The following is a 24,906-nucleotide window of genomic DNA, read 5'->3' as shown; positions in this document are numbered from 1 at the left end:
GTTGTGCAGAACGCGCCGGGCCTGGGTTCAGGTCAGCGAGGGATCAGGTGAAGGGTTTTGTGCAGAAATTGGTTATTGAGGTTTTCGCCCGTTCTTCTTCGGCGGTTGGTCACCATCGTCGATGTAAGACCGAAGCGCTTTTTCGAGCAGAGGATCGAGTGCTGCTGGGTCGATGGACTTGCATGAGATCCGTACAGCATCGCCGTAGTAGGCAATTGAGACTTTGTGCTGACCAACCTTAAAGGTCCGCGTCTTTGTCGGCTTATTCTGTGGCGGGGTAACGCGGTTGCGAACCCAGGAGACAACGCCATCCTGCGTTAATGAGGCTCCTTCGACCAGGCGGAAGGCCTCAACGACCAATTCGGGGTGAGTCGAGCAATAACCGCTGGCGCGCAACTCAGAGGCCATGGCAGCACCGAAACGGCCAGGATTTGCGGCAACGATGGCTTGGGCTTCTTCGGAAAAGCAACCAAAGGCCATTAGCTTACTGATGATGCTGCGTGACTTTCCTACAACAACCGCTAATTCCGATTCCGTGGCAAAGCCGCTGCGCAATAGTAACTGAATGTGCTGGAAGGTCTCCCAGTCAGACAAGTTTGAGCGAAGGGCATTGTTGCTCAAAACCATCTTTGCCGCATCGGCATCCGCAAGGGGCCGAATTATCGCGGTGACCGTTTCCTTTCCAAGAAGTCGGCATGCTTCCAGGCGGTGTTCGCCCGTCACCAGCTCATAGCCTCCGCCTGTGGGGCGAACGGTAATAGGGTCTTGAAGCCCGCTCTTCTGGATGGACTCAGCGATAACAGCAACCTGATCGCGGGATATGCCCACGCGACACTGGTATGGGGATTTGCTGATTTTGTCGCAGGGAATCTCATGCGTCGAGAGCGAGGGTTGATCGAGCGTAACCCTCTTCTGGATGGCAAGAGCCGAGGACATTACTGATTTGCTGCGTTAGGAAAACGATAGGGATCATGCCCCTCATTGGCTGCCGTAGAAAAAAACGGAGAGGCGGCAGCAGCGGCAGCTTGCGCAGGCGTCACGCGGGGCTTCGCAGAGTGGACAGTGTTGGATGCGGCGTATTCTTCCTGACCAGGATGCTGCGCGGCGTCGTGGCGTGCTGCAGGCTGTTCAGGACGTACTTGCCGTGGAATGCTGGAGGCCTCCGGGGAAACCTCTGCATAGGCACCTTGGGGTTGTTGCGGTCGAGCCTGTGTCTGAGCCGATGAAACGTTCGGCTGCGGCGGGGTTGCTGTCGCTTGCCCCTCATGCACCACTTCGCGAATCGAGCGAATGCGGCCGTCGATCTGGCTGCCTTCGTACAGTTGGATGCCGCCAGCGTAAATATCGCCAAAGACTTTGGCGCTGGGGGCCACAACGACACGACCGGAGCAATAGATGTTGCCGTGAACTTCGCCCAAAATGAAGGCGCGAGGCCCTTTGATGTTACCGACTACAACCGCCTTGTTGTAGATCACCAGCATGCCGTCATCGATGCCGAATTCGATATTGCCCTTCACCATCCCGTTGAGCTTGATGCCAAAACGGAATTTGAGGTTCCCTTCGACGATCTCTCCTTCCTCGATCACCGAACGGATGTTCTCTTGTTTGACATCCACGCGGTTGCCAGATTGCGCTGCCGGAATAGGTGCAATGGCGGTTGTTTTCTGCGGAGTGGGAGCGGCAGCGGGTTGGCTGGCCGGCTGCTCTGCTGTGGGAATTAGTTGCACACAACCATCAACGGGCTTTTTCTTGAAAAACATGGCTTTTCCTTTATTGAGTTTATTTTGGTATCGCGTTGTTTAGTTGACGCGGATCACGGATTTGTCCGTGATGACGGTGTTCGTTTGAATGTTGATCGATTGCAGACGCTCACCGTTGGGCATGACATCGCCCAACAGGACGATGACTGGACGGCCACCGTTGTTACCGGTAAAGATCAGGCCTTCGGGTTGAATTGACCGGATGCCGAAGTCTGATGCGGAGGTGGTAACAAGCCGTTTGACGCTTTCAGAGAGGCCGATTTCATTCTTGGCGATCGAGGGGGCTGCGGCTGCTGGGGCACGCCGCGGCTCCGGAGAGGAAACCTTCGGCGGCGTCACAAGCTTGGGAGCTACAGCGACATTCTCAACTTTAGGCTTGCTTTGAGCGGCAGGTTTGCGAGGGGGAGCCTCCACGGGTGGGTTTTCAATCTGCGCGGATACCTGGAGCGCGGGCGCGACGATAGTCGGTTGAGCCGGGGGCTGGGTCGCCGCCGCGATGGGTGCAGCGCTCCCCTGCCCTGCCCCGACAGTCGCCAGAATTGGTGCTGCGGGGGCAGGTACAGCAACCGGGGGAGCCGTAGGCGCCATTTCGACCGGCGGCAGTCCAGGGATAGGCGGCAACGAAGGAACGGGCGGCAGGCCGGGCAGTGCCGCATCGCTGGGCGGAACGCCAGCGACGGCGAGGCCAGGCGGCAGAAGCGACGGGTCGATGGGAAGACCATCGGGCGGCACGGCTGTTGCAGCGTCGGCGACCGGCGTAATCGCCACTGGCGGCGGAACCTCGACAGCGGTTTGAACGGGCGGGACTTCAACAGGCATGGGGCCGAGGCCCAGCAGTTCGCGGGCTTGTTCCGGGGGTACGAAAGCGGCGGTCACCGCCAAAGCGATCACGGGGACCAGGAAAATCAAAGCCCGTTTGGCTTTGTTCTTCTTCCGGGGCGGACCATCAGGATCGACGATGATTGCATCGTTGATATTCACCTCGATACGTGGCTCTTGCATATAGCGAAGATCCCCCGATTGCATATCGTCACGCACGATGGCTTCGTTGATCGGGTCGTTGGCGGGTTCTGCACGGTGATTGGCAAAAAAGGACATCTTCAAGGCGCTCCGAATGTAGTTTCGTGGATCGTAGGCAAACGAAGCCCCTTTGGCGCGTTACAAAAACGGCCAATTTTTGAGGCTTTCTGAGGATGTTCTTTCCTGCGGATTACTCTTCGACGACGATGCTGCCGTTCTGCTTGTCGATATGGGCGCGAATTCCCTGCTCGTTGAGAAGCTTGACCACGATGGCACGAACACCTGCCAGGGTTACGGATTGCACCGTTTCACCGAAAGTTGTGCCGGCGACGTAATCGAGCATGGCCGCTTCATTTTCAGGCATGCGGAAGGGCTTTTGCTTCGAATGCTTCGACGATAGGCCAACCCAAGGCTTCACATTCTTCTTGCGTGCCGTGGTCGGGGTCGGGGTCGGGGTCGGGGTCGGATTGAGTTCCTGCCGGACAGCATCGGAGGCGTGAGGGAAAGCCGTTCCAGCGGCGAATTCAGCCGCCTCGGGGCTGCTCAGTCGCGCTGCCTTTTCTTCAGGGGTCAGGATGGGAGGGCGAGGAAATTTTGATGATGTCATGTTGAGCACCTTTATTGATTAGGCTTGGCCGAAGCAGGCGGCGATTTCAGAGTAAAGCCCACGGAATTCATCGATGGATTGCTTGGCGCTTTTGTCCTTGCGAGCAATTTCATTGACGGTGATGCCTTGGCTTACGACGGCTTTGACGCAGGAGCGTCCGTGAATCCGGGTTTCAGCCACGAAGGTCATTCCAGGATGCAGGTACTGGGACAGGTATTCCATGGCCTCCTGAACTTCGGTGACGCGCTTGGCTGCGTGAGGACTGACATCGTTGAGAACGATCATGCAAAGGAGGTTTGGATTGGCGATACGGCTTTCCGAGAGCATTGCCATATCGTCATCCAGCGTCCAGAGGTCGAACATCGAGACGCGCACGGGGTAGACCAGCAGGTCAGTGACCAGCATTGCGCCGCGCAACTCACGCGAGTTACGCCCTGCGACATCAATAAAAATGGAAGAGTAGTTTTTGTTGAGAGTGAGAATGTCTTGCCCGTACTGGCTTTTATTACCCTGGGGGGTGTCGTCCACCTTTTGAAAACACGTCACTGCTGGAGAAGCCCCTTGCTGGGAGCGCAACGCTGCCCAGCGAGAGGATGAGCGCTGAACGTCGGAGTCGATGAGGATTGTGTTGGCGTCGTTGGCCATATGTTGCACGACGATGTTGCCGCAGAGCGTGGACTTCCCTGCTCCACCTTTGGATGAACCGAAGGTAACGATGGGCATGATACTTCTCCTAAGTTAGATCAGTGACCAGTGCTGTGTGATACAGGTGATCAAGGTTATGGATGGAATGTTATGTATGTTATGACCGCAAGCCTAACAAAACACCGCAATGTTATCAACCGTAAAAAACATAGGTTAGCAAAGTGATCTAACATATCGATGGTAGGTTTGATAACACTGATAACAGTGCGTAGTTATACAACATGTCTCAGTGAGGAATGTTGTATAACGTTGTTGCAATAGCGATGCAATGTTAGATAATTAACCAAAGTCATCTAACATTAGCCACACAAAGTATCAAGGTTAGCGAAGACAACAGTTATAGCGTAGATAGCAGAGCAAGCGCATATATCAACGTTATCAACGCTATCACTCCAACTGCCGAGGCACCGATCAATGAGCCAAAATACAGTCGAAATACCGTCATCAGGGAAGGAGGTCAGAGAACTTCTCGAAAAGCTCAAGCTGCCTATCCCGGACCGGGACGGGATGGCTGCACTTTCATCCGAGGGGGCAGAGTTTGCGCAAAAACTCGCCGAGGCGGCACGGTCGCCAAATATGGCAGTGCTTCAACTGGAGTACCTCAAGGACGTGACCACGGCGGTAGCGCCAGAAACCCGTGAGGCAATTGCCGCAGCAGGACTTGAGGTTCCGTTGCTAACTGCCATGATCGAGATTGCCAAAGAGGAAGGTGAGTCGTTCAGGAAAGCAATTCGCCTGCTACAAAAAAACGCTGCAGACACAGACCGCCAAGCAGCAGTGACGTATCTCGGCCAGCTTTTCGAGCAGATAGGGGTAGGAGAGCACATCGGTTTGATCCCGACGCCGACCGCCCGTCAAACCGACGCGGCGCCACAAAAGCGTGAAGACAACCCGCTGCCAGAAAGCCCTGATCAACAAAAAACGCCTCGCATCGAGAGTTCGCCTAATGACAAGGTACGTCAAATACCGAACAACAACTCCCCAGAAAGTGATCGTCGTTACGGCCAAAGCATCCATGTCTACGGCAGCAAGAACGCAGTTTGTTTCAATGCGGGAATGCAGCGCGACAAAACCGCCCAGACAATCAATGTCGAGTCAGCGCAGGCGCTAGGGGATCGCCGCTACGACTGGGAAAACAAAATTGCAATTCAGTTGACGCAATCTGAGTTGCCATTGGTGCTGGCCCTGTTCATGGGTGAAATCAAGGAAATCAGGATCACCAGTCATGGCGCCAGCAACGAAAAATCCATGACCATCGAGAATCAAGGAAATCAGTTCTTCCTGGTGATGATGTCGAAAGGGCAGGCCGCAAGGGCAACCCCGATTCCTGCGATGGAGGCGTACCCGATCACAGCCATGTTTATCGACCAACTGATCAAAAACAATCCGGCGCTTGGCGCAAGTCAGGTGATGGCGCTGGTTCGGCATTTTGCCAAGATGTACGTTACCCCGCGCTCGCAAGCGCCAAGAGAGGTGTCAAATGGCTGACCCGCATGTGCGCGAAGCGCTCTATCGCCGCCTGAAAGCGGTACAGGCTGAATTCGGCAAGGCGCGACTTGAACTGGGTATGCTGCTCACCGTCTTCAAAGATAACCCGGAGTTCTGGGAAGGGAAGGCGGAATCGTTCCCGGCGTTCCTTGAAGAAGAGCGCATCCAAAGCGCTGCTGCCAGTCAGTTTATGAAGGTGGCAAAATGCTTGTTGTTCGACTTCGCGCTTTCCGACACGGAAATCCATGAAATTTCGACCGCCAATTTCCGCATTCTGGAACAGGCCTCCAAGGTAATGACCAAGGAAAACCGGGATGATGTGCTGGCCATCGTGGCAAGCCTCGGAGAGCGGGACGCCCGAGAGGCGTTGCGCTGGTATGGACTTGAGGATGACGAACAAAAAGCAGCACCGTCGCCCGTTAATGGCCTTATGCGGCGATATCGTGATCTGCCAGACGATCAACGTCTGGCGTTCCTCCAGAAAGTAGCGCCTATCAAAAATGGCCGACGCACACACGCCTGAGAAAGAGGTAGAGAGGGTTTGCAAAGGCCTGGGCGTTGATAACCCCGGCGAATTGCTACGCTGGTTGCCAAAGGGCTATCGGGACTACCGAGCGCCATCGGACTCCATTCCCAAGATGTTCGGGCATGGGAAAGTGGCACTGCGCGTAACCATTCTGTCCAAGGAAGAATACGACCGCCAGGGCAGTCTGACGGGGATTCATTCTGCGCAAAAGCCATATCGAATCTCGATGAGGGTCCGGGATGGTCGAGGCTACGAATGCTACATGACGGTGTTCGGTGCCATTCAACCGTGGAAAGCCGTTTCTGTGGGCAGTGCAGTCACTGTTTATGCTACGGTTGATGAATGGAATGGAAAGCTTCAAATCAAAGGGCCAGAACTGATCCCGGAGCATCGCGTAGGTAAGATATGTCCGATGTACCGTGGGAAGCGCAGAAAGGTGTCTGCGGAGGCCGTAGAAGCTGCTGCAGAGGTTGCTCTGGAGTCGCATATCCAGGACGCAATCGAATCGATTGAGCGTGCTTGTGGCTACTCTGAAGCCGAAATTTGCGCCGAGACGAGCCTGGGTATCAAGTCTCTCGGCGCACTTCTCCGAGCATTGCATTCGCCGGCGTCGATGGCGGCTGCCGAGGAGGCTGTTTCGCAAGCACGAAATGTCTCGATCTTGATGCTCAAGCGGATGGCTGCGCGACTCAGTGAGCGCCCCATTTGCGAACGCTCGCGCATCGAAATCAACCGGGAGATGCTGGCGAGTTTGATGGGCCAGCTACCCTATCCGCTGACGAAAGATCAAACCACGGCGGTTGCGGAGATCATTCACGACCTGGAGAGCGACAAGGCGATGCGGCGGTTGCTGTCGGGGGATGTTGGTACTGGCAAGACGCTGACGTTCGTTATCCCGGCCGTGGCCGCGTTAATGATGGGAAAGAGCGTTGCTATCGTGGCGCCGAATCAACCGCTGGTGAACCAATTGGCGGAGGAGGTGAAGCAACTATACCCCAACGCCCCGGTGCATATTGTTGTGGGGGGAAATTCCAAGCAGGCGCTTCGTGAGGGGCCGTGCATACTGCTTGGAACAATGGCGCTGGCCAATGTGGTTAAGCGGTCGGGGCGCGAGATAGATTTTCTGATCTGCGACGAACAGCACAAATTCAGTACCGAACAGAGAGAGGCGCTTGTCGCCGAGCACACGAACCTGCTGGAAGCTACGGCGACGGCCATTCCCAGAACGGTGGCACTGATGACGCACGGCGGAATGAGCGTGTCGATCTTGCGAGAATCCCCTGTTCAGAAAACCATCAAGACGCGATTGGCGTTCCCTGAAAGACGGGAGGATGTCATCGGTTTTCTTGAGCAGAAAGTGGTGAATAAGGGCGGGCAACTCGCAGTGATCTATCCTCGTCTTGAGTCTAGCCAAGGGAAAAAATCCGGGGCAATTGAAGCGGCCTTGCACTGGGAGAAGCGCTATCCGGGTAAGGTCAGCGTGCTTCACGGGCGGTTGAGCGAGGAAGAAAAACGCGCCGTCATTGATGAATTCAAGCGGGGGGATAAGCGCGTCCTGGTAGCGACTACCATCTTCGAGTTGGGGCTGACGGTAGAAGGGTTGCGTGGGCTATTGGTGATTGATCCTGATCGGCTAGGGGCGTCACAGCTTCATCAATTACGCGGGCGGTTGGCGCGAAAGGGAGGGGTGGGGTACATGATCATGTACATGCGCCAGCCGGTGGATGCCTACGACCCTGAAACCGTCGCTCGGCTGCAACGGGTCGAGGCGACAACGGACGGATTCGAGTTAGCCGAGGATGATGCTTACGCCCGTGGTTTTGGGGATCTTCAAGACGGCGAAGTTCAGGACGGAAAGATGCCTGTGTTGTTCTACGGGGTATCGATCCGGCCTGACGAACTGGTTGCCGACTAATTCAACGAGACGACAACCCGGCTTCGTCAATGAACTGCGATAGTGGGTCGGTGACCTGAGATGACAGGTACAGGTGATCTCTGGCGCGGGTCATCGCCACGTACATGAGTCGTCGTTCTTCATCGATCAACGGGTTCTTGGGGGAAGGAATAACGGTTCCCTCGCACGCAAGAATCCAGACATGTTCGAATTCCAGGCCTTTACTCCCGTGCATCGTCATCAGGTGGACGCCGGATGCCGCATTGGACTTGGCTTCAGAATCCTGATTGGAGTCCTTGGCGGGCTTTTTTGACTCGCCGTTGCTCGACAGGGAATTGACTCGCTGCGTCATCGACCCGGACATTTTTTCCGACACTGAGGTGCTGATCGACTGAAACAGTTCTCGCTTTGAGCGTTTTTCTGAGTCGTTCTCGTTCTGTTTCTCTTCGGGAATTCGTTGAAGGAAAAAGTCGTTGATGGACGTAATTGCGTGGGAATAATAGCCGCACCCGGCCAGGTTTCGCCAGCCGCTGGCTAGATCAACGAAGTCATGGACGACTTTGATGGTAGATGGGCTGGCGCCGGCCATCTTGGGCTTGTATCGTTCCATTAGGGAATAGAACTTGCCGTCTGTCTCAACATGAATCCGGTGGATATCGTCGTTGGAAATGCCGGCCCAGTGCAGCAGGTTCGTGATCCCGTCCGCTTCTCCTGTCTGCACTGACTTCATGATGCCGAGGTACTGGATGAAGGGCGGAGTGTTCCAGATCGAGTCGGATGCGGCCCGGAAATATTTGATTTTGCGAATCGACAATTCACGCTCGATTTCGTCAAGGACGATTCGATTTCTGGCGAGAACCGCCCATTTGCCTTCTGGTACGGTGAAGGAAAAACGTACTGACCCTTTGAGGGGCACCGCATCTTTGGCAATTGCGTCTGCGATCGCGGCGGCTTCATCGGTCCGGCTACCGTAACGCTGCACGAACACTGTGCCGCCTGGGCCACGAAACCCGTTCAGGCGTTTATCAACGCGTTCAGGATTTTTTTCGATCAGAACCTTGGCGGTGTTCAGGATTTCCGAGTGGCAGCGATAGTTTGTTGCCAACGCGACACGCAAGGCATTTGTCGCTTCGCGGAAGGTTTCCATACCGCGATAGCCAAGTGCTCTGCGGAAGGCATAAACGGATTGGTCGTCATCGCCAACGGCGGTGATTTTTGTGCCGGCCTTGTGATGCTCAAGTACCCAAGCAAGCTGAACTGCGTCGGTGTCCTGAAACTCGTCCACCAGCATGTACTCGACAGGATAAGGCTCGACTTCGCCGCTACGCATTAAGCGGACGGACTTGCTCAGTACGTCGTAGAGATCCTCGACCTTCGATTGTTCCAGAATCCGGGCATACGCCTGATAGACCGGGTGGTTGATTTCTGGAACTGGATCGATGCTGCCCTTTACCGTTTCAATGAGGGTGACGGCTTCTTCATATGTGATCGGTTCTTCTGCCGCGTCCATGGATCGCCTGACATAGATCGATTGTTCGGCGGGGGTGGCGATGCGGCCAATTTTGCCGCGGGCGCGAAGCTGGCGGATGGCGAGGGAATGGAACGTACCGGTGCGCGTTCGTTTGCTGACAACCTCAAGCGGGATGTCTTTGATCAGTCGCTCGTGGAGTTCATTCGCGGCGTCACGCGTAAAGGTGACGGCACAAACGCGAGATTTGGGAACGGTCTTGAGGATGTGCCCAATCTTGATGACGATGACGCGGGTCTTTCCTGAGCCAGGGCAGGCGACCACGAGGCAGTTGCCATCGTGGTCGACTACTTGTTGCTGTTCCGGGTTGAGGTTCACGCAGCGATAGCAACGTCGGCCGGGGTTTCAGCGGGAGTTTCCGGTGCGCCTGTTGCTGCAGCGGTATCAGCCTTTTCGGCCTTGGCGTCATTGGCGGCATCCGGGGCGGCGGCCGTAGTGGCGGCCAGCTTGGCGCGGTCGGCTTCGGATTGGGCACGCATCTTGACGCCCAACGCAATCGTCAGTTTGCGCATGGCGCTGGGAACCGCCCGCATGTGCTTCTTGATCTGAAGCTCGTTCTTCGAGTGCTCGCTTTCGGAAATGGCGCCATGGAGCATCAGCGTGCTGAGAAGGACGAAGAGTTCGTCGCACTTGCGCAGCAGTTCGATGTAGCGCTTCTGCACCGGGCTGACGACGGTGGCGACGTATTCCTGGGCGTTTTCGTACGAGGCCAGGTCAACGATGGCTTCGTCGGCGAGGATCTTGTGGCACCACTTGATCTTGTTCTCGACGGACTTCGTTTGTTCTTCCATCCGGGAATAGATCAGCTTTTCGGCCTCATCGGCGACGGCTTCGCCAAGGACGACACGGCCACGCACCGACATGAAGAAACCGTTACGGCCGAGGTTGTTGAAGTTGCGGTCGAACATGTGGCAAACCTTGGGGTTGCCGAAGGTCGGGTGAAGCTTCAGGGTTGCGCCGCGAAAATTCGTCAGCCAATCCTTTTTGGTTTCCTGGTCGATAGCCATGGAACACTCCTTTGAAGGTGATAGAACGGAGCGTGCAGGCTACGGTTTATGCAACAGAATTTCGCGTGGCAAAAACACGGGTTTTTGGACATAAAACGGGGGGGAGTCTCAAATGGCGGTTGAATTAGACCTCTTGCTCGATATGATCATCTGGAGAGAATTCAGATAGGTGAGGCAAATGACGGGCTTGGATTTCCGGAACCTGTTGATCAGCAGCGGGCTGACGCAGCAGGAATTCGCAAATGAAATGGGGGTGCATCGGACAGTTATCGGCCGCCAGTACAAGGCAAAGGTCGTTGATCCGGTCTGGTCATATGCGCTGGCGGGTTACCTGGCAATGCGTCAGGCGCGTGAGTTGGTGTCAGCGATGGCAACCAAAACACGGTGAGACGAAAAACAGTTGACGCCGTGTTGGCTCGTGGTAGAGTTGCGCTGTCGCCTTCATGAAGGTGGCGGAGTAGCTGGAACTCCAAACCATTTCGAGCCTATATAAACAAATGTGCGCCGCGACGGTGGCCACAGTCTCTTGAAGAATTTTATTTTCAAGCGACGGACCTGCCCCATTGCGAGTGCGGGTCCGCGAATCTCCTTCAGGTAGTCAGCTTATGAAAGCGCCCAACCTAAAACGGGCGTTCCCTTGAGCAGATTTTTCTGGTGGAGCATTGTGTTCCCCGAAAACGTCGGTGCATTGCGCCCGACATTAGTCTCCCTTTGTGGAGGCTTTGCGACCCTTTGCGGTTGCCTTTGAAATGCAGTCCTCAAGACTGCACCTGTCCTGACAGGCTATCTCCGCTGCTACGTGCGCGTCTCAGAAGGATCGCTTTGCGATCTTGTCGTCCTTGTGATGACTTATGCGACGCTTCGTCGCTCGCCAACAGGCCTAGCCTGAGTTTGGATCAGACCGTTTTTCGGCACCAGACTTCGTGAACCTGCGTTAAAGGTCTTCATGTCGCCAATCTTCGCATCTTGTGCGTTGGTTAATTGGCCAGTCCCCCCGCTCGGCGGGGGGCAGTTTTCAACCCTTGGGGCGTCCATTCCTCAAGGGATGGTTGTTTCCAAGGTTCAACGGGCTAAGGCCCACGACACCAAGGAGTAATCAAATGTCTCTGATCGTTGCCGCTGTCATTAGTTCGGGTTTTGTTCTCTCAATCCCCGTGCTGCGCGTCAAGCGTCAGATCTGGGGCTAATGGAAAAAGGGGGGGCTTCGGCCCCTTCTTTCTTGATCACGAAGCGCCATTAGAAATAGACCTTTCAATCTATTGCTAATGACGTTTGTTTGGCGTTCGACTAGCTGGGGTTGCCAAACGGTTTTACCGAAATCCAGCGTACTCAATGCTCGGCCATCTGGTCGGGCTTTTTCTTTTTTAACCCACCGGGGATCACTTTCCCGTTGGGTTGTGGTTCCCCTTTCTTAGGAGAACCACAATGCCTAAAGATAATCAGGTCTTGGCCCAGGTCGCAGAATGGCAATCTGGCAAGCATCTGGTGAATCAGGATGCGGTCCAAGGGCCGGTGACACGGACCTTGGTCTGGGAAGCCCAAGGCGTGCATGGTGTAGCCATCATCACGAAGGCGGGGGACCAGAAGAAAGGGCATTTCGTCGATTTCAAGATCGACGAACGCAATCCTTTCCGAACGGTCGTCGCTAACGTGAAGCGGGCTTATACCCGTGACCGGAAAAAGCTGGGGGAGGCGCTATGTTGAACGCACCTCTCACCGGAATGACCGTGCCTGCAGCCGCGAAAGCTGCCGCAAGGCGGATCACCAAAAAATCCACAGAGCAGGATGTCCTGCGCTTCTTGCAGTTGCCGCTTTTCGAGACGGATTTCTGGGAGCCAGAAGACCGAACCGAAACGGTTGAGGCTGAAGTTAAGGCCGACGCTGTTGGTGATTTGCTCGAAGAGGCGGGAGATGAGCGCGTTGAGTGGACTCAGGATGAAATCCTGGATCTCCATTCGGCAATGCTGGAGTTCTCGCTTCGTGTGCTCGCCGCCAATGGGAATCCCATGGAAAAGCTTGGCATCCTGAACTGGATTTTCGAGCCGGACTATGTGGGCGAAGTCGAAAAAACAACCGCCACCGGAACGAAGAAGGTCATCGTCACCAATGACGCCGTGCCTTTCTCGTTCGCCTTTTGCTGCCGATTGGAGCGCCACGACCCGGAAATTTATCGGGAAGCGTTGCGCAAGATTCTGCCGCAGGAGTTGGTTGGGCGGTATCTCGCCAGTGAGCCCAAAACCCACCATCACAACGGACACAACCCGTCGTGCTGGGAATTCTATTAAACCCTTTCGGGGACTTCTCCCGAAAAGGGGGAGTCTCCGAGTAAAACTGGAGATTCAAATGGAATACATTGAAATGTCTGTTGGTGAGCGTCTGGGCATCCCTTCTCTCAACAACATGACCATTTACGGGCTGTCGGAGCCGACACCCTTCACCCCTGTCCGGGACGAAACCCATGTTTTCCGTGAGGAGCTGGCGCGAGACATCGCCCTGTTCTTCATGGCCGACGACACGGCGATGAAGCTGACTGGCTGGCCGGGGTGCGGTAAGACCACCGAAGTCGAGCAGTTTCACGCAGCGTTCAATCTGCCGTTGTTGACGACGGTAGCGCATCCGCGGATGGAAATCGCCGATCTGATCGGCCATTACATCCCCTCGAAGGAGGGCGGCATGGTGTATCACTACTGTGCTGTCGGGCATGCGGCGCGTCAGGGCTTCTCGGTCCTGATCGATGAGTACAACGTGCTCGATCCGGGTGTGGCGGTCGGTCTGAACGGCATCGCACAAGGCGGCAAGGTCTACATCCCGGAAACGGGGGAAATGGTTGGCGGGAATCCGGGTTTCCGTCTCTTCGCTGCTGGCAATCCCAACGATGTTGGAGCCGGCATGATGGGGCGCAACACGCAGGATGCCTCCAACGATGACCGCTTCATTGAGCTTCGGGTTGATTACCTGACGGCCAAAGAGGAGGTGCCGCTGGTCGCGGGTGAGTTTTTCGCCAACATGGGTGACCCTGACCAAGGGATTGCCATGACCTACGCCGAGAACATTGTGGACGTAGGAAATCGTGTGCGGAATCTGTACTGCGGGGTCAATGACTCGGCGGACGCGATCGACATCACGTTCTCCACGCGGGCGCTGCGACGCTGGGCGAAGTACATTGCCCTCTATTCAGCCCTCGGTGTGGACAAGCCGGTCAAGGTGGCGCTGGAGCGGGTTATCACCAACCGCGCCAAGCCGGAAACGGCAAACGCGATTCTGAATACGGTGGAAACCGTGTTCGGAACTTTATAAAAGGTGCCGCTCCCGAAAGGGGGCGGTGTCTTATTGAGTCCTTTTCCCGGTGATCAATGGGTCAGCGGAAAATGGATTTGTAGAGGGCGTTGCTCTCGCAAAAGTAGCTGACAGCCTTGGGGAAACCCGAAGTCAGCATTTTCAACCGCAGCGCGGATGTCTCTATCCGCGTAGGCGGACAGGGCTATCCAAGTGTTTATGGAGGCACCATGTAATGCAAGTAAGACAACAAGATGAGAGCTTCGGGGGAATGGTCTTCGGAGCGATCGTTTTTGTGATCGTCGGGGCGCTCGCCTATGCCTGGTTCGGCATGTTGAGGCTGGGCAGCCTCGCATTCGGAAAGACGACGCCGCAAGCGATTCCAGCCGAAGATGTAACCGCAGGCGCGGTTGCGCGACAAACAGCGGAGGCGGAAGAGGATTTAGCTCCTTTGGACGATTCGCCGCAATACATCGCTGCGAGGGATATCGCCCGCATCAGCACCAAAGTGGGCATTCTGACTGTGCGGTACTACGCGCAGTTTGAGCTTGCCCACGGTCGTCTGAAGCCGAAAACCAAGGCGCTGCAGAAGTTGCACGGCGAGAACATCCATCTGGATGACCGGAAAGCGGCATCAATCAAGCAGGCGGTGGATCTGTTCGTTCAGGAAGTCGAGGCCAAGTTCGGCTGCGGGGAAACCAAATCCCGAAGTCGAACCAAGTCGAGTCTGAATGAAGGGGCGGATGCGGGAATGCCAGATTTTCTGGATATTCCTGTGGATGCTTATGCAAATGATCCACCTGCTGGTTACGCTGACGAACCGCCGCCGCCTTTTGAGGAGGAAACGGTTTCTGTTGCGCCAGCGCCTGACCCGGTTGTGACGCGCAAGCGCACGAAGGGGAAGAAACCGGCGGTGTCTTACCGAGGGGAAATCCTCTCGGTGGGGAAAGTCCCACGGGAGTTCAACGGTAAGACGAAGTTGAACTACCGGGTGCTTTTGCACGATGACGCCCTTGGGGCCGAGAACGCAATTTGGGGGGCTGACCTTCAGAGAGCGATCGAGGAAGGTGGTTTCAAACGCGGCCAACGCGTAGAAATCGCTTGCCTGGGCGAAACGCCGGTGATGGTCAAGGGCGAACTCAAGAACAAAAAGCTCTGGAGTATCGAGCTGATCTAACTCCCGTCCATTTGGACGGATTCAAAATCTCCGCGGGCGAGGGCTCGCGGAACTCATGAGGAGAAGTATATGAGCAATGCATCTATCAACCGAGCAACCCTGATGGGAACCCTCGGCGCCGACCCGGAGGTCCGTTACACGGCCAACGGTGTGGCGATCGCCAACCTGCGCCTTGCCACCAGCGAAACCTGGAAGGACAAGCAGAGCGGCGAAAAGAAGGAGTCCACCGAGTGGCATCGTGTGGTCTTCGACGGCAAGCTGGCTGAAATCTGCCAGCAGTACCTGAAGAAAGGGTCGCATGTCCTCGTCGAGGGCAAGATCAAGACTCGCAAGTGGCAGGACAAGGACGGCCAGGACCGTTACACGACCGAAATCAAGGGGATGGACCTCAAGATGCTCGGCGGTAGCGGTCATCAGCGGCAGCAGAACCAAGGTTCTGCCGCAGGCGGTAGCGAACGCCAGTCGCCGGGTGGTGGCGGTGGCAATGGCCAACCGGCGTCGTTCGACGCAGGCGGGTTCGATATCGGCGGGGACGACATCCCGTTCACACAACCTGTGCTGTGGGACGAAGCGGATCGGCTGACGCGCCGGATCGCACGTCACCGCTAATTTTCAACACAACCCATCCGGGGCTACTCCCGGATGGGGGTAGTCCCGAACTGAACATCAGGAGGGACTATGTATAGCGCACCAAAACTCGGTTTTGGGGATCATGTCAGGAAAGTCGAATCATTCGATGATGTGGTTTCCAGTATCAAGGAAGGAAGCATGACCGGTTCGCCGGCAAGAACGTTTTACGGCACAATGGGCCGCCGCGTCTTCTCGTTCGATGGCATGTTTGTCGTCGATCAGAACTCTGGCGATATCGTTCCGGATAACGAGCTTGATCAAACCATCTCAAAAGGCCTCTTTGTTGGGATCAATTGAGCAGCCAGGCCCGAAAGGGCTTGGCGTTGGTTAGGTGTCGTTGCAGCTATAGCGGAGCTATGTTTGATAACACTTATAGCAAACTAGGTGTTACCCAAGATAGTTCCCCGGCGAAAATCGCCGGGTGTAGAATTTGAATATTCTTTGGCCTAGCCAAGACAGGTAGCTGGTGTTACCTGGGTCATCCGACCGAAGCCAGTCTTCTAATTCAACCCTGTGGGGCATCATTCCCGCAGGGGCATGGTGTTTCCGCGTTCTCTCTAGGAGAAATACCATGCAACAAAATCAAATCCTCGAAAAAGTCATCTGCATTTCCCTGGAAGGCATTCGTCTCTGGGGTGCCCGCAAGAAATTGCAGGTTGCAGACCTCGATGGGGTGGCTGAACAGTCGTTGCCGCCGGCGGATCTCGCTTCTTTGGGGTCCAAGCGTATTTTCGACGCCAAAAGCCTGAACCGGTTTGAGGCGCTCAAGAAGCAGGCGCACAACGCCTGTGCCAAGCGGGGAATTCGTTTCCTGGGAGGCTACGCCGTTCCGGCAGAGGAGGCCGCTGCATTGGGCACCGAACTGGACGCGATCGGTGTTCTCTTCGAGGACGCCAAGCGCGACCTCTTGGCAACCTACGACGACAAGCTCGACGACTGGGTTGCCCGTTATCCGGGATGGGAGTCCTGGATTCGCCGTGAGGCGAAACCCAAAGATGCGATTGCTGACCGAATCAGCTACGGCTGGACCCCGGCCCGCATTAGCACGCCGTCCGATGAACCCGATTCCATCTTGAACAAGAAGATGGCGGAGGAGACGGGCGGTTTGGCTGGGCGTCTGTTCTGCGAAATCGCCGATGCGGCAGAAGATGTGTTGGATGCGATCTCGGGGAAACCCAAGGTTAATCGCCGCGCACTCTCTCCAATCCGGAATATCCGCTCGAAAATGAGCGGATTGGCCTTCCTCGATTCGCGGGTTAAGCCGCTCCTGAAGTTGATTGACGATACGCTGGCTCAAATGCCGGGGGATGCGCCGATCGAAGGAGTTTCGCTGACCGCGCTGACGGGCCTGGTCATGATCCTGAGTGAGCCAAGTCGCATGCGTCGCTATGGTGAGTCTGTCCTAAACGGCAGTTCACAAAGCGATGCGCTTGATGACGCGGGCGAGGATGTCACCGAAGTCACCACGGTATCCGTCAAGGAAACCGAGGAACCCACTGTGGCAACCGCTGGTTCGCTGATTGATGATCTCTTCGGCGGTGATTTCGTGTCACCGAAGAAGGAACCGGCCGGTATCCCGGCTGGTTTTGAGATCGCCCCGCCCGCCCTGGAAGATCAGGGTGTGGAGGAGTCGATTTTTGAGGTCAAGGCGGTCGAGGTGCAAACCCCGATGGTCGAAGTCAGTCAGGTCAAGGAAAGCAAGCCGGTGGTCGAACAAACCACGGCTGGCGATTCGCTGATTCCAACGCTGCCAACAATGCCCAAGGCGCTTCGCAAGATCCGTCCGTTGGGTTTGGCTGCATAAACGTCCTCCAGTTCTCTGGTGGGCGTCATTTACCCACCACAAGGGCGGCCCTTCTCGCAAGAGAACGGCTGCCCATCTCAGTTGGAGAAAAACATGAGAACTATTGAACGTTCACTGCCTATCATGGTGCGTCTGCTTGCAGACCGTATGGGGGTCGAAAGCCAGTTCGGAAGCCCCCGCTTCGCGGTATCCAAGAAAGACGACGGAACGTATGTCGTTCATATTCCGGCATTGCCGGAAGATGACGCGGATGCCCGTGATATCGCCATCGGCGGAGTGATCCACGAAGACGGCCACATCCAGCACACTGACTTCGGTCATATTGCTGGCTCTGAAGCCTTACGCAGCATCCACAACAGTATCGAGGATATCGCGATCGAGTACCGGCAAACCAAGCGGTATGCCGGCGCAGATCGCTTGCTGAAATCGATGTTCAGTGCGTTTCAACGCAACGGGCGTTTCGTCGGGGTGCAAGATCCGAGTAATTTCACTGAGGTGCTGAAAACGGTCCTGATTCACGGGATGCGATCTAAGTACCTTGGGCAGTCGATGTTCGATCAGACTGCGGCGGAAGCTCGAATGATCCTGGCGACGATGATCGGAGAAGAAGCTGTTCTCGCCATCGAGGATGCAGTCTCGCCGGTTCTTTCGGCACCTGAAACCAAAGATCGCGTGGAGCTTGCCAAAAAGGTTCTGGAGATTCTCAAGGATCAGTCCAAGGATGAACCCCAAGATGGCCAGAAACAAGGCGACGGCCAGCAATCCGGTAACGGTGAGCAGTCGGAGTCGGGCGATCAATCGGGTGGCTCGAAAGGGCAGGACTCAGGCGATAGCCAGGGCGACGGCCAGCAATCCGGTAACGGTGAGCAGTCGGAGTCGGGCGATCAATCGGGTGGCTCGAAAGGGCAGGACTCAGGCGATAGCCAAGGCGACGGCCAGCAATCCGGTAACGGTGAGCAGTCGGAGTCGGGCGATCAATCGGGTGGCTCGAAAGGGCAGGACTCAGGCGATAGCCAAGGCGACGGCCAGCAATCCGGTAACGGTGAGCAGTCGGAGTCGGGCGATCAATCGGGTGGCTCGAAAGGGCAGGACTCAGGCGATAGCCAGGGCGACGGCCAGCAATCCGGTGACGGGGAGCAGTCGAAGCAGGGCAATCAATCGGGTGGCTCGAAAGGGCAGGGCGCAAGGCCTGGGCAACAGCAAAGCAACACCTCGGAATGCGACACCAGTGGGAACGCTGGTGATGGAACGGAAGCCGTCGCAAACCACCTCGATCCGCGAGCAATCAAGGATTTCGTCAACGGAAACGTTGATAGCGGGGAATGGGATGTTGGTTCCTCGATCGCGCAAGCGCTTGGGGAAAAAGCCGTTGTCGCCAGCCGGGATCATGTCCGGTTGCCGAATGCTGTGAGGGCTGGATTGGAGCACGGTAATGGGGCTTCGATCATTCACCGTCTGAAGGTGCAAAGCAACGCGATCCGCAATAAAGCGGTTGCGCTGCTGGAAGCGGAAGCACGCTCGAAGATCATGTCGGCAAGGACGGGTAACCGGCTGGATACGAAACGTATCTGGCGTTTGCAGACGGGGGATACGCGGGTGTTCGAAAAGCGGGTGGAAGGCCGAAAGCAAAACACGGCTATCCAACTGTTAATCGACCGCAGTGCATCGATGACTCGGGTTTGCTCTCATCAGTGGTCGAAAGATGCGAGTGAGTTCGTTCCTGTGTCTCGGATCGGCATGGCAGCCGACGCGGCCCTGTCTGTGGCGATTGCTATGGACGCGGTGCCAGGGGTCGATACATCGGTGGCTGCCTTCCCGTACCAAAGCGGGCGCAATCATGATGATGTCCTGCTGGTTTCTGATTTTGAAGAGAACTTTCGGCGGATCGCTGATCGTTTTCCGACGATCGGGGCGCAAGGCACGACACCGCTCGCGGAAGCGCTGCTGTGGTCTGGTTATCACCTCCATCAAAGCCAAAGGGATCGGAAGATTCTTATGGTGATGACGGACGGGGAGCCGGATGACCGCGAACAAGCGTCAGCAATGATCAGCTTGCTTGCTGCCAGCGATATCGAAGTGATTGGCGTGGGGATGGGATGCGACGTATCTGGTCTGTTCCAAACCTCCGAATCAATCCAAAACATTGGGGACTTGCCCAAGGCGGTTTTTCGTGTGTTGCAGAAACAACTTGCGAAAGCGGCCTGAAGGTCTCAAAATGCAACAAGCCCGCTCCCTTCGGGGGGCGGCTTTCTTCTGCCGCTTCAGGCGGTAAAAGAAAGCCGGTTGCTGTACGCCGGGTGTAGTGTTTCTTTGCTCGACCTTTATGGTTGGCACAGATGGGAAGCTGGCCCTTATCAGCCTATTTCAATCCCGCGGGGAACTTTGTTCCCTGCAGGGCCAAGGTTCATCCGCTCCTCATGGAGTTCCTACAATGAACCTTGTAATTCGCGCAATATCTGTTGTTTTGATGGCCGTTTTTTTCTCGGCGGCTCTGAACACGACCGTTTTCGCCGTTGAGGGTGACCTCAGTGGTTCCGATTACGGCGCCAACGAAGCCCGCCGCTACCAACGTGTCCAACTGGGCATGGTGATGGCGGTTCGTGAGGTAGTGACCAATAAGGACAACCCATCGGCACGCACCACGGGTGCGGTAATTGGGGGGCTTTTGGGGGTTGCTGCAACGCTACTCACGGGTGACCGTGAAGTAAAAGCCGCTGCCATGGCAGTTGGCGGCGGAGTCGGTGCCATCGCTGGCGGTTTTATCGGCAACCAAGTTGCCGGTACGGAGCGCAAGCGTATGGTTGAGGTCGTGATTGGCCTCAGCGACAAATCAATGATCAGCGTCGTGCAAGAGCTCGATGCTGATGCAGCGTCCTTGAAGAAGGGCGATGTGGTACGAATCCTCGACAGCAGCACGGGAAATACCCGTGTTGCCAAATTCGAGATTTAACCCCTCCGGGAGAGACCCCGGCAGGGGTCTCCTTCGGGATTTCCTAATCCAACCCCGTTTCGGGGTCCACCCAAGTGGCCCCATAGAGGGCTTCTTCGGTGGGCCTCGATTTGGGGTATTCACGAAGGAGAAACGTATGTCGAATATCATGGATGACGCCTTCGGGCGTTGGCGGGATATCCACATTGAACTCGGAATCGACGAAAAGTCACTGGATGGGTTTCATCATCCTTGCCCTGCATGTGGGGGGCGTGACCGATTTCGGTACGACAAGAAAGACGATGGGTCTTTCTTTTGCTCAGGCTGCGGGCCTGGCGATGGCATGAGCCTGGTGATGCGCTATCGCAATATGACCTTCCTCGAAGCAAAGAAGGAAGTTCAGGCAATTCTTGGGATAACGCAAGAAGGGGGCGGCACAGAGCGTGTCGCAAGAGTGCCTCGCGTAAACGACAACCAGGATCAGCGAGACGTACAAGCGATCCGGAAAAAGTTGCAAAAGGTGGCCAATGAGTGTCAGCCGGTAACAAAGGGTGATCCTGTATGGAAGTATCTGCGCAACACACGGATGTTGGATCTGCCCAGAATGCCTTTGGGTATTCGTTTTCATCCTGGCCTTGAGTATTGGCATGTGAATGGTCAAGACGACCTGCTGCTGCCGAATCACGAAGAAGGCAAGCTTGTGAAACTGGGGGTATATCCGGCCATGGTTGCAATTGTGCGTGCGCCTGATGGGCGTCCTGTTTGTTTGCACCGGACGTTTCTGACGCCAGATGGGAGGAAAGCTGATGTCCCGAAAGCCAAGAAGCTGATGAAGTCGCTTGGTATCGAGGGCGGTGCAATTCGCTTGTCTAATCCTCAAGGAACCATTCTTGGGGTTGCGGAAGGAATCGAATCAGCACTCGCGGCTAGCGTGATGACTGGTCAGTCGGTATGGGCCGCGGTTTCGGCAACGATCTTGAAAAAGTTCGTTGTGCCGCAGGAAGTGGAGCATCTGGTGATTTTTGCCGACAACGACAAGCCTGATGAAAAAGGCCGTCGTGCAGGGCAGGAAGCTGCCAAGTTTCTTCATGACCGTGTGGTGGAGAGCGGAAAGAAGTGCTCGATCATTACCCCAAGTATTCCGGGAACGGATATGTGGGATGTGTATGAGCAAGACCTGTGTCGCCGGAAGGCGGCATGAATGGACAAGGGGGGCACTATGCCCCCCTGTGTCTTTTTTGGGGAAAGCTTCCATTCGTTGCCATTCATGATAAAAAGCAACAAACAAAACATCCAAAGGGGTAACAATTGAACTTATTGACCACTCTCTGTACCCGCATCGAGGACAACTCGTTTGAGGTGATGTGGCGAAACGGAAGCAAAAAACAAGGCATCATGAGAATTAACGTTGTAGCGAACGTCAATGACCCAGAAGTCATTGCAGAATTATCTGCATTGCAGTGGCTTCTTGGACATCGATCGATCTTCGGTCCAACACAGACGGGGAAGGGCCTGAAGCTGACCGTGACTTCCGGCGCCATCAAAAAGCTCCTGAAGAATGTGCGCAATGGCGTTCCCGACAAGAGCGCAATCACCAAGCCGCACCTTATTCCCTATGGGCGATTTCTTTGGCACCGATTTTCCGGGTTGGAAATTGATGTCTCAAAGGATGCCTCATGGTTGTTGCCCCGCGCTCAGAACGACATTGAGACGGTCGAGATCAGGGAGCCATTATCCGAAGTCATCGAGATTCCGAACCTCGGCCTGGTCGAAGTGACCGACCACGCGATCACACAGTATGCAAGTCGTCTCGCCAATGTTGATCAGCCAGACCTCTGGCGATTGTTTCGGCAGGCAGTAGCGAGGCTGCGGAGAGTAGACTTGAGTGAAGAGCAAGTTATGCAGAAAGCGGCGAAGCACGGCGAGGCGGGTGAGCTATGGGTCAATGATGCGTTGCGATGGGGGTTTGTGGTCATCCGCACTGAGTTTTTGCCCAAGATCGTGACGGCGCACGCGATCAAGATGACTCGCGTCTGAAGCTGAAAAATTTCTACGCTACGCAAAAAGTTGTTGGCTGGAGAGAAAGACTGCGGCTCACCGCCGGCTAGGCAGACAATTTGCCAACAACTCGACCGAGAATTGCCATTTTTCCGGGGGTGGAATCTAGGCAGAAGTCTTGATAGTCAAGCATCTCGCTTGAGTACAGCTTGTTATCACACAGCAGGCTGACGCGCTCTGACGCCATGAGTTGCACGCGACGCAAGAAGATGTGCTTGCGCATTTCAAAGGCAATCACAGTGCCGTGGGCCAGTTCTCTTTGTGTCGAGTCGAAGAAGACACAATCCCCTTCCTCCGCATACCCATGCATTTCATCACCAACAACGATGAAAGCCTTGAGGGCAGGGGCGTGGTGCGGGGCGAACGAAGCCAGCGAGAACACAGGAATTTCAGAAAACGCACCTGGATTGTCGACGTAGGGGATGTGCGCTGTGCTGATGGAAATGTCCTTGGTTTCCATCAAGAAGTCCGAGAAGTTTTTTCGGCCAACCAAGAAGTCAATCGTGCATCCAAGGGCATTGGCCACGACTACTAGATTGGGCAGGGACGGCATGCCTGTTCCTTCGAGCCAACGGTATACCGTGCCCTCCTTGAACCCCGTCTTGTCAGCAAAGAAACGAATGCGCCCCTTGTTCTTTGGTGGTGCGCCGATCACGTCTAGTCGCTCGTTGATGCCATGAGCGATCACGTAGGCGAAATTTTCATCATCATTTGACATAGGACAAGTGCTATCATTGCGCCTTGTAGAAAAATTGAAGCCTATTTTTTGCGAGCGACAAAAAAATGATGACTTTGACTCAATCTCGTATCTCTGATGTGCACCAGCTCAACCGAGAATTCCTCGCTCTTTGCAACGACCCAATTGCTGCCGAAGCGTTGGGTGTAGAACCAGCATTTTGTGAGTCGCTGGCCAAGTCAGATCCAATGGCTTTGGAACGTGCTGCCTGCACGGATGTGTTGTTGTTCAAAATCAACGACGCTGTTGCGGATGTTCCCATGGGATCTCTGCCAGAAAAAGTAAGCAGCTTTTTGCAAAAACTCTCTATCACCGTTCGTGATGTCGCATCACAAGATCCGGTTTTAGCTGTTTCGCATTATGGCATAAAAATAGAAAAATGCAATGATCTGATAAAAATGCCGGTTATGGCAGCGTTGAATTATTTTCAGCATGGGAAACAACGTTTTTCTGCCATCAACACCACAAAATTTTGCATCCTTACGGGTCTTGATGTTCAAGCCGAAAGGACTCAGTTTCTAACACTGGCGGCCAACGATGACCACCATTGAGTCCGCAGCCAGCAAGCTGGAGGCGGTTTATTCCGAAGTTTTACGAGAAATACGCCTTGAAGCGGCGTTAATTGAGTTTTGTGCCAGAGGGGCAAGAAACCCGACGCTGGTAAGTTTGTTCAAAAAACACTCGCAAAGTCGCGTGAGAGAGTTTAACAGAGTATTTCACGGGGAGGATTACCAGTCCAAAAAACCGTGGAGCCTGGATTATTTCGTTGGGTCAGCAGATCGGCGGGCTCAGTCGGCCACTTGTGTTGTGATGTATCGCCGGTTGGTGGACGCCGGGATTGACAAGATTGAAGCCTACCTGCAATTGCACAGGTCGCATACACAGCAGTATGGGCCGCTGGCCTACAACATCGATGACATGATTCGCATCATTCGCGCCTCGGAAGACCGAGGGGAATTGCGGGTTGAGCAATGCGAATGCGGGCATAGGACATTGATTAAGAGCGATAGCATCATGTCCAAGGGGCTTTGTCCGATGTGCACACCTCATCGAGGCTCCAAAGCCGCGGTTCGAAAGGCTGGGGGCCTGACAATCGCCAGTGAAGAGGTGATTGGCGTCTACATTGAGAAATATGTATCGGACAAAACCCGCGTTCTCCGGATGTCCATGCAAGGCGCAAGGGTGAAAGAAATTGCAGTACGGATTCCAGGGTCTGAAAAATTCGCGGCCGAGCTTTATCGGCGGCTTTACGGAAGATCCTCGCCGCAGGGTGGTGGGGTATGCAACAGCGAGTTTCACGTTGAAACAATTGATCGCCGGCACCAGACATCGGTCATCATCAAAAAATATCTGAGTCTGATTGAATCGGGCGTTCGCGAGATCGAAGCCGTCGAAGCGACCAACGCCTTCTACCTGGCTACGTTCAACGGGCAGTCGGGTAGTGATCTGATGGGTTACTCGCGACTTGCCTTTGCCATCGTGCTCTTCAAGATTGGTGAACTGCAGTTCTGTAAATGCGGAAAATGCGGCATTGAATACATCGTTCTAAAGGATGAAATTCCGGGTGACCAGCAATGCCCGGTGTGTCGAATGCTTGCTGGAAAGACTGTTCGCCCCGAGAAAGACATTGCCATCGAATACGATGTCACAGAGTCTGGAACGATCTTTCCGCCGCTGCCAGGAGACCCCCGCCGCAGAAGAGAGGAAAGGCGGCAAAAACAGGTGTTTTAGTAACGGGATTAGAAAGAGCAGTTCCGCGAT

25 protein-coding genes are annotated in these 24,906 nt (G+C 55.2%); 17 read left to right on the top strand and 8 right to left on the bottom strand.

What is annotated here, in order from left to right; genetic code table 11:
- Positions 1–72: 72 nt before the first annotated feature.
- The 5 genes from AADV58_RS17355 to AADV58_RS17335 all read right to left on the bottom strand — a co-directional run bounded on the left by AADV58_RS17355 (position 73) and on the right by AADV58_RS17335 (position 4,110).
- On the bottom strand, positions 73–936 hold the full coding sequence (locus AADV58_RS17355) for a ParB/RepB/Spo0J family partition protein (RefSeq protein ID WP_341744836.1): 864 nt from the start codon (positions 934–936) through the stop codon (positions 73–75).
- Entirely contained in the window at positions 936–1,760 is an 825-nt protein-coding gene (locus AADV58_RS17350; RefSeq protein ID WP_341744835.1) for a polymer-forming cytoskeletal protein, read from the bottom strand. The genes AADV58_RS17355 and AADV58_RS17350 overlap by 1 nt, the downstream gene beginning before the upstream one ends.
- Positions 1,761–1,799: 39 nt before the next feature.
- Positions 1,800–2,858, bottom strand: coding sequence for a hypothetical protein (locus AADV58_RS17345; RefSeq protein WP_341744834.1), 1,059 nt, complete (start codon positions 2,856–2,858; stop codon positions 1,800–1,802).
- Between the two features lie 112 nt (positions 2,859–2,970).
- Positions 2,971–3,387 (bottom strand): hypothetical protein, encoded by a 417-nt coding sequence (locus tag AADV58_RS17340; protein WP_341744833.1) that lies wholly within the window; start codon positions 3,385–3,387, stop codon positions 2,971–2,973.
- An 18-nt stretch (positions 3,388–3,405) separates the two neighbouring features.
- A complete protein-coding gene (locus AADV58_RS17335) occupies positions 3,406–4,110 on the bottom strand; it encodes a division plane positioning ATPase MipZ (protein WP_341744832.1) in 705 nt (234 codons plus the stop codon).
- 396 nt (positions 4,111–4,506) lie between these two features.
- Here AADV58_RS17335 and AADV58_RS17330 point away from each other — a divergent pair, with 396 nt between their 5' ends.
- The 3 genes from AADV58_RS17330 to AADV58_RS17320 are packed head-to-tail and all read left to right on the top strand — an operon-like array spanning position 4,507 to position 8,021.
- Positions 4,507–5,580: a hypothetical protein gene (locus tag AADV58_RS17330; RefSeq protein WP_341744831.1), complete on the top strand. Its 1,074-nt coding sequence runs from the start codon at positions 4,507–4,509 to the stop codon at positions 5,578–5,580.
- Positions 5,573–6,103 carry a hypothetical protein gene (locus AADV58_RS17325; RefSeq protein WP_341744830.1) on the top strand — a complete coding sequence of 177 codons (531 nt, stop codon included), beginning with the start codon at positions 5,573–5,575 and terminating at the stop codon, positions 6,101–6,103. The genes AADV58_RS17330 and AADV58_RS17325 overlap by 8 nt, the downstream gene beginning before the upstream one ends.
- The gene (locus tag AADV58_RS17320; RefSeq protein WP_341744829.1) at positions 6,081–8,021 is read left to right on the top strand and encodes a DEAD/DEAH box helicase; all 1,941 of its coding nucleotides are present in this window, start codon (positions 6,081–6,083) and stop codon (positions 8,019–8,021) included. Before AADV58_RS17325 ends, AADV58_RS17320 begins: the two co-directional genes overlap by 23 nt.
- A gap of 1 nt (position 8,022) precedes the next feature.
- On the opposite strand, the gene AADV58_RS17315 is transcribed toward AADV58_RS17320, so the two are convergent.
- Entirely contained in the window at positions 8,023–9,846 is a 1,824-nt protein-coding gene (locus tag AADV58_RS17315; RefSeq protein WP_341744828.1) for an ATP-dependent helicase, read from the bottom strand.
- Positions 9,843–10,535 carry a hypothetical protein gene (locus tag AADV58_RS17310; RefSeq protein WP_341744827.1) on the bottom strand — a complete coding sequence of 231 codons (693 nt, stop codon included), beginning with the start codon at positions 10,533–10,535 and terminating at the stop codon, positions 9,843–9,845. The genes AADV58_RS17315 and AADV58_RS17310 overlap by 4 nt, the downstream gene beginning before the upstream one ends.
- 178 nt (positions 10,536–10,713) lie before the next feature.
- On the opposite strand from AADV58_RS17310, the gene AADV58_RS17305 reads away from it, so the two are divergent.
- From AADV58_RS17305 to AADV58_RS17250, 12 genes are all read left to right on the top strand, one after another.
- The gene (locus tag AADV58_RS17305; RefSeq protein WP_341744826.1) at positions 10,714–10,923 is read left to right on the top strand and encodes a helix-turn-helix transcriptional regulator; all 210 of its coding nucleotides are present in this window, start codon (positions 10,714–10,716) and stop codon (positions 10,921–10,923) included.
- A 1,037-nt stretch (positions 10,924–11,960) separates the two neighbouring features.
- Entirely contained in the window at positions 11,961–12,239 is a 279-nt protein-coding gene (locus AADV58_RS17300; RefSeq protein WP_341744825.1) for a hypothetical protein, read from the top strand.
- Positions 12,233–12,820: a hypothetical protein gene (locus AADV58_RS17295; protein WP_341744824.1), complete on the top strand. Its 588-nt coding sequence runs from the start codon at positions 12,233–12,235 to the stop codon at positions 12,818–12,820. The genes AADV58_RS17300 and AADV58_RS17295 overlap by 7 nt, the downstream gene beginning before the upstream one ends.
- 58 nt (positions 12,821–12,878) lie before the next feature.
- A complete protein-coding gene (locus AADV58_RS17290) occupies positions 12,879–13,832 on the top strand; it encodes an AAA family ATPase (protein WP_341744823.1) in 954 nt (317 codons plus the stop codon).
- A gap of 214 nt (positions 13,833–14,046) precedes the next feature.
- Positions 14,047–14,988, top strand: coding sequence for a hypothetical protein (locus AADV58_RS17285; protein ID WP_341744822.1), 942 nt, complete (start codon positions 14,047–14,049; stop codon positions 14,986–14,988).
- Positions 14,989–15,057: 69 nt separating this feature from the next.
- The gene (gene ssb / locus AADV58_RS17280; protein ID WP_341744821.1) at positions 15,058–15,597 is read left to right on the top strand and encodes a single-stranded DNA-binding protein; all 540 of its coding nucleotides are present in this window, start codon (positions 15,058–15,060) and stop codon (positions 15,595–15,597) included.
- Positions 15,598–15,666: 69 nt separating this feature from the next.
- Positions 15,667–15,915, top strand: coding sequence for a hypothetical protein (locus AADV58_RS17275; RefSeq protein WP_341744820.1), 249 nt, complete (start codon positions 15,667–15,669; stop codon positions 15,913–15,915).
- A 274-nt stretch (positions 15,916–16,189) separates the two neighbouring features.
- Positions 16,190–17,422, top strand: a complete 1,233-nt coding sequence (locus AADV58_RS17270) for a DUF3150 domain-containing protein (RefSeq protein ID WP_341744819.1) — start codon at positions 16,190–16,192, stop codon at positions 17,420–17,422.
- 93 nt (positions 17,423–17,515) lie between these two features.
- Complete coding sequence (locus AADV58_RS17265; protein WP_341744818.1) at positions 17,516–19,627, top strand: hypothetical protein; 2,112 nt, start codon at positions 17,516–17,518, stop codon at positions 19,625–19,627.
- Between the two features lie 226 nt (positions 19,628–19,853).
- On the top strand, positions 19,854–20,372 hold the full coding sequence (locus tag AADV58_RS17260; RefSeq protein ID WP_341744817.1) for a hypothetical protein: 519 nt from the start codon (positions 19,854–19,856) through the stop codon (positions 20,370–20,372).
- A 136-nt stretch (positions 20,373–20,508) separates the two neighbouring features.
- Positions 20,509–21,552 (top strand): DUF7146 domain-containing protein, encoded by a 1,044-nt coding sequence (locus tag AADV58_RS17255; protein WP_341744816.1) that lies wholly within the window; start codon positions 20,509–20,511, stop codon positions 21,550–21,552.
- 107 nt (positions 21,553–21,659) lie between these two features.
- Positions 21,660–22,388, top strand: a complete 729-nt coding sequence (locus AADV58_RS17250; protein ID WP_341744815.1) for a hypothetical protein — start codon at positions 21,660–21,662, stop codon at positions 22,386–22,388.
- Between the two features lie 67 nt (positions 22,389–22,455).
- On the opposite strand, the gene AADV58_RS17245 is transcribed toward AADV58_RS17250, so the two are convergent.
- The gene (locus AADV58_RS17245) at positions 22,456–23,127 is read right to left on the bottom strand and encodes a LexA family transcriptional regulator (RefSeq protein WP_341744814.1); all 672 of its coding nucleotides are present in this window, start codon (positions 23,125–23,127) and stop codon (positions 22,456–22,458) included.
- A 65-nt stretch (positions 23,128–23,192) separates the two neighbouring features.
- On the opposite strand from AADV58_RS17245, the gene AADV58_RS17240 reads away from it, so the two are divergent.
- Positions 23,193–23,696 (top strand): hypothetical protein, encoded by a 504-nt coding sequence (locus AADV58_RS17240; RefSeq protein ID WP_341744813.1) that lies wholly within the window; start codon positions 23,193–23,195, stop codon positions 23,694–23,696.
- Positions 23,683–24,876 carry a FlhC family transcriptional regulator gene (locus AADV58_RS17235; RefSeq protein ID WP_341744812.1) on the top strand — a complete coding sequence of 398 codons (1,194 nt, stop codon included), beginning with the start codon at positions 23,683–23,685 and terminating at the stop codon, positions 24,874–24,876. The genes AADV58_RS17240 and AADV58_RS17235 overlap by 14 nt, the downstream gene beginning before the upstream one ends.
- The last annotated feature ends 30 nt before the right edge of the window (positions 24,877–24,906 follow it).

The sequence above is a fragment of the Azonexus hydrophilus genome (genome assembly GCF_038368255.1).
In the GTDB taxonomy this organism is placed as follows: domain Bacteria; phylum Pseudomonadota; class Gammaproteobacteria; order Burkholderiales; family Rhodocyclaceae; genus Azonexus; species Azonexus hydrophilus.
Note: the sequence above shows the minus strand (reverse complement) of the source record. Positions and strands in the feature narration are given on the sequence as shown.

Coding starts and splice junctions, on each gene's coding strand:
- AADV58_RS17355 (WP_341744836.1), bottom strand. CDS start 936: ATGTCCTCGGCTCTTGCCATCCAGAAGAGGGTTACGCTCGATCAACCC.
- AADV58_RS17350 (WP_341744835.1), bottom strand. CDS start 1,760: ATGTTTTTCAAGAAAAAGCCCGTTGATGGTTGTGTGCAACTAATTCCC.
- AADV58_RS17345 (WP_341744834.1), bottom strand. CDS start 2,858: ATGTCCTTTTTTGCCAATCACCGTGCAGAACCCGCCAACGACCCGATC.
- AADV58_RS17340 (WP_341744833.1), bottom strand. CDS start 3,387: ATGACATCATCAAAATTTCCTCGCCCTCCCATCCTGACCCCTGAAGAA.
- AADV58_RS17335 (WP_341744832.1), bottom strand. CDS start 4,110: ATGCCCATCGTTACCTTCGGTTCATCCAAAGGTGGAGCAGGGAAGTCC.
- AADV58_RS17330 (WP_341744831.1), top strand. CDS start 4,507: ATGAGCCAAAATACAGTCGAAATACCGTCATCAGGGAAGGAGGTCAGA.
- AADV58_RS17325 (WP_341744830.1), top strand. CDS start 5,573: ATGGCTGACCCGCATGTGCGCGAAGCGCTCTATCGCCGCCTGAAAGCG.
- AADV58_RS17320 (WP_341744829.1), top strand. CDS start 6,081: ATGGCCGACGCACACACGCCTGAGAAAGAGGTAGAGAGGGTTTGCAAA.
- AADV58_RS17310 (WP_341744827.1), bottom strand. CDS start 10,535: ATGGCTATCGACCAGGAAACCAAAAAGGATTGGCTGACGAATTTTCGC.
- AADV58_RS17305 (WP_341744826.1), top strand. CDS start 10,714: ATGACGGGCTTGGATTTCCGGAACCTGTTGATCAGCAGCGGGCTGACG.
- AADV58_RS17300 (WP_341744825.1), top strand. CDS start 11,961: ATGCCTAAAGATAATCAGGTCTTGGCCCAGGTCGCAGAATGGCAATCT.
- AADV58_RS17295 (WP_341744824.1), top strand. CDS start 12,233: ATGTTGAACGCACCTCTCACCGGAATGACCGTGCCTGCAGCCGCGAAA.
- AADV58_RS17290 (WP_341744823.1), top strand. CDS start 12,879: ATGGAATACATTGAAATGTCTGTTGGTGAGCGTCTGGGCATCCCTTCT.
- AADV58_RS17285 (WP_341744822.1), top strand. CDS start 14,047: ATGCAAGTAAGACAACAAGATGAGAGCTTCGGGGGAATGGTCTTCGGA.
- ssb (WP_341744821.1), top strand. CDS start 15,058: ATGAGCAATGCATCTATCAACCGAGCAACCCTGATGGGAACCCTCGGC.
- AADV58_RS17275 (WP_341744820.1), top strand. CDS start 15,667: ATGTATAGCGCACCAAAACTCGGTTTTGGGGATCATGTCAGGAAAGTC.
- AADV58_RS17270 (WP_341744819.1), top strand. CDS start 16,190: ATGCAACAAAATCAAATCCTCGAAAAAGTCATCTGCATTTCCCTGGAA.
- AADV58_RS17265 (WP_341744818.1), top strand. CDS start 17,516: ATGAGAACTATTGAACGTTCACTGCCTATCATGGTGCGTCTGCTTGCA.
- AADV58_RS17260 (WP_341744817.1), top strand. CDS start 19,854: ATGAACCTTGTAATTCGCGCAATATCTGTTGTTTTGATGGCCGTTTTT.
- AADV58_RS17255 (WP_341744816.1), top strand. CDS start 20,509: ATGTCGAATATCATGGATGACGCCTTCGGGCGTTGGCGGGATATCCAC.
- AADV58_RS17245 (WP_341744814.1), bottom strand. CDS start 23,127: ATGTCAAATGATGATGAAAATTTCGCCTACGTGATCGCTCATGGCATC.
- AADV58_RS17240 (WP_341744813.1), top strand. CDS start 23,193: ATGATGACTTTGACTCAATCTCGTATCTCTGATGTGCACCAGCTCAAC.
- AADV58_RS17235 (WP_341744812.1), top strand. CDS start 23,683: ATGACCACCATTGAGTCCGCAGCCAGCAAGCTGGAGGCGGTTTATTCC.